Source organism: Roseibium sediminis (genome assembly GCF_008711325.1).
GTDB lineage: Bacteria > Pseudomonadota > Alphaproteobacteria > Rhizobiales > Stappiaceae > Roseibium > Roseibium sediminis.
In genome coordinates, this window is sequence record NZ_VXDB01000064.1 from 1 (window position 1) to 2603 (window position 2603).

The window sequence follows — 2603 nt, forward strand, 5'->3', positions numbered from 1 at the left end:
TTCTCGCCTCTGTCCAACTCGCTTCAATCCGCATCTGGCTGCGAACTTATGAGTCGGTCACCTAGTGCGGCAGCTCTGGACATGCCACGCGTCGTGCTGGCTGCGGACGGCGCGGCCCATGATGTCAAGCAGCAGCCACACACGATTGTTTTCGCTCGTAGATAGTACTTCGGCAATAAGGTTCTGGAATAGCCCGTCAGTTACCCGCACCGATTCGCCAGGCTCGAATTGTGGTGTATTCTGTTGCTGCAGCAGATTCGCTTGCTCGTAGGTTTGCAGATCTTCCACCAACCCTTCCGGCAAAAAACCAAGCTGCTCGCCAAAGCGCACTACGGAACGCACCCCAATAGTCGACAACAACGGTCGCCACCGCGCTCTGCATCCGTCGATCCGTACGAACACGTAGCATGGAAACAACGGTCGGCGAACTATGTCGACTTGACGAGCATGGCTGCGTCGGCGCATAACCATCGGACAATAGGCTTGGTAGCCTTGACGTTCAACATTTTTGACAGCAGTTCCTTCAAGGTTCGGCTTGGTGTACAGAGCAATCCAGCCGAAGTATTCAGAGCCCTTGTTGGCCGAAGTGGAGGTCATGCTAGAAACTCCGGAGTTAACAACCGTGTCTGGTCGAGCCCGAGCGAGGTGATGATCATGCCGTGATCTATCGTCTGCTCGCTCGGTGCCAAAAAGTGACACACAATTGCGGCATCAACCTTATCCGCCGTCTTGTGCTTCAACATTTGGGGAGCTGCGAAGACAGGTATTGCCCCTCGGCTGGTGACCGGGGTTGTACCATTTATGATGCCGACGACCTTGATCTCGGAGAAGCCGCCAGCGACCATTAGAGCGAGTTCAGTCAGCTCAGTATGCCCGATCAGCACAATACGTCGCCAGCCATGGTCCCGGCATTGCCCAATCAACGCGCCGTATTGTTCGCGACCAAGTCGAAAGATGTCGAAGGATACTTTGAGATATCGGGTCGTTAGCTCAGCCTTTTCGGAGAACCCAGCTGGCGTCAAGTAATAGAGATAGCGATGAGTGGGCACCTGACCCAGCTTAATCAATCCCTTCGACACACAGCGTTTGATATGCCAATTGATCAAGCCGACCGATATTCCAATTTCTTCGGCCAACGACCTTTGAGAAATCGCCGGATCACGTTCGACCTCACTTAGGATTCTGCGCAAAACCTCTTGGTCGGCCATTGGCACTTCCCACGCAACGTTCAATAGATGAACAACTATCGCACCTGCGAACTACGGTCAATACTGTCAGAGGTGGCTCGGTTTGCCTGAACAGTTTCGGTTGTTTCGTTAAGTGGATTTCCGCCTCGATTATGCCGCCACTGACGTGCTCCCCTGAATGTACCCATTCATATGCTAGCCTGTTCATGTTTTGGCCTTCGATGACGCCACGGGCCGGTATGCTGTTCGGAAAGTTGGGTTCACATCGGTTCAGAGAGCTGCAAGCGCTCGAGCCCCGGGTCTGAATGTCCCTGCCTTGAACTTCGAAGTCCGTGTCGCTTACTCCTCGTCGATCACTCACCCAGGCCTTGCGGCCATGTCGCGCCGTTTCCCCTACAGGGCGCCGGTCACGCCATTCGATAGTCTTCCTTCTTCACGCTCAAGGCCCAGATCATACGCGCCATCTTGTTCGCGAACGCGACAGCCGCGACTGCACCTGCCGTCACTGGTCCGAATCCCGGTATCGTGCAGAGCCTTCGCAACTCCATGTCCGTCTTTGACGCTGTCTCAAGTTCGTCCGCCAGCCGCTCTATCACCTCCCTAATCCGCGCGATCTGATCGAGATAAATCGTGCCCATCTCTCGCACTACGAATGGCAGATCATTGGCCTTGTCCTTCAGGGCGTCCTCCAGCACTTTAAGGCTTGCCAGCCCCTTCGGTGCCACGAGATCGAACTCGGCCAGATGACCACGAAGCGCGTTGATCAGCTGCGTTCTCTGCCGCACAAGACATTGGTAGGTACGAAAAGCGACTGCGCGACCCTGCGTCTCGACGCTTTTCACCGCGACGAACTGCTCGACGGCGAAATCTTCTACCAGCTGCGTGAAGCGCAAATTTTGATCGAACAATGGAGGAAACACTACAATACCAAGAGACCACACAGTGCATTAGGCTACCGTCCGCCGGCTCCCGAAACAATCGTTCATATGGACCGCAGATCGGCCATGCACTAACAATCAGGATGGACCACTCAGGTGGGGCTGATCAGTAAGCTTAGCAAGGGAATTAATAAAATGACTATCTGCCAGTTATTTTTTACCAGAATATCTGATTAATTGTTTAAAAGTAGATATATCAGATTTGTCCGTCATGAAAGCCTCGGACAACACATATTTTAAACCATCAAGTATAGCACAAAGAGGTGAGCACTGAACTGATGCGGTGGATGCCCCCGCTCGCCGGCATCGGATACCATGACGGTTCTATATTCGCTTAGTGGAGGGCATATCGATGACAACAAAGATCAGTATTTCGGCGATCGACTTGGCAAAAGGCAGCTTTCAGGTTTGTGCTGTTAGGCCGGCATTGCCATTTGTGGACAGCTCCGTTTTTGCAAGGGTTTTCTTTGTGCTTCAG

3 protein-coding genes and 1 pseudogene are annotated in these 2603 nt (G+C 53.1%); 1 reads left to right on the top strand and 3 read right to left on the bottom strand.

The features are described 5' to 3' along the window. Window positions 1-57 precede the first annotated feature (57 nt). From nusG to F0155_RS23005, 3 genes are all read right to left on the bottom strand, one after another. A complete protein-coding gene (nusG, locus tag F0155_RS22990) occupies window positions 58-597 on the bottom strand; it encodes a transcription termination/antitermination protein NusG (RefSeq protein WP_150526902.1) in 540 nt (179 codons plus the stop codon). Further along, window positions 594-1208 (bottom strand): winged helix-turn-helix transcriptional regulator, encoded by a 615-nt coding sequence (locus F0155_RS22995; protein ID WP_150526903.1) that lies wholly within the window; start codon window positions 1206-1208, stop codon window positions 594-596. Before F0155_RS22995 ends, nusG begins: the two co-directional genes overlap by 4 nt. A gap of 386 nt (window positions 1209-1594) precedes the next feature. Next, window positions 1595-2095 (bottom strand): transposase, encoded by a 501-nt coding sequence (locus tag F0155_RS23005; protein ID WP_208999425.1) that lies wholly within the window; start codon window positions 2093-2095, stop codon window positions 1595-1597. Between F0155_RS23005 and F0155_RS23010 the strand changes: the two are divergent. Beyond that, a pseudogene (locus tag F0155_RS23010) lies at window positions 2030-2200 on the top strand (integrase core domain-containing protein); the annotation flags it as partial. The gene F0155_RS23005 and the pseudogene F0155_RS23010 overlap by 66 nt on opposite strands. Window positions 2201-2603: the final 403 nt, after the last annotated feature.

Bases quoted from the DNA above. Each gene is read 5' to 3' on its own strand.
- nusG (WP_150526902.1), bottom strand. From the start codon at position 597: ATGACCTCCACTTCGGCCAACAAGGGCTCTGAATACTTCGGCTGGATT.
- F0155_RS22995 (WP_150526903.1), bottom strand. From the start codon at position 1,208: ATGGCCGACCAAGAGGTTTTGCGCAGAATCCTAAGTGAGGTCGAACGT.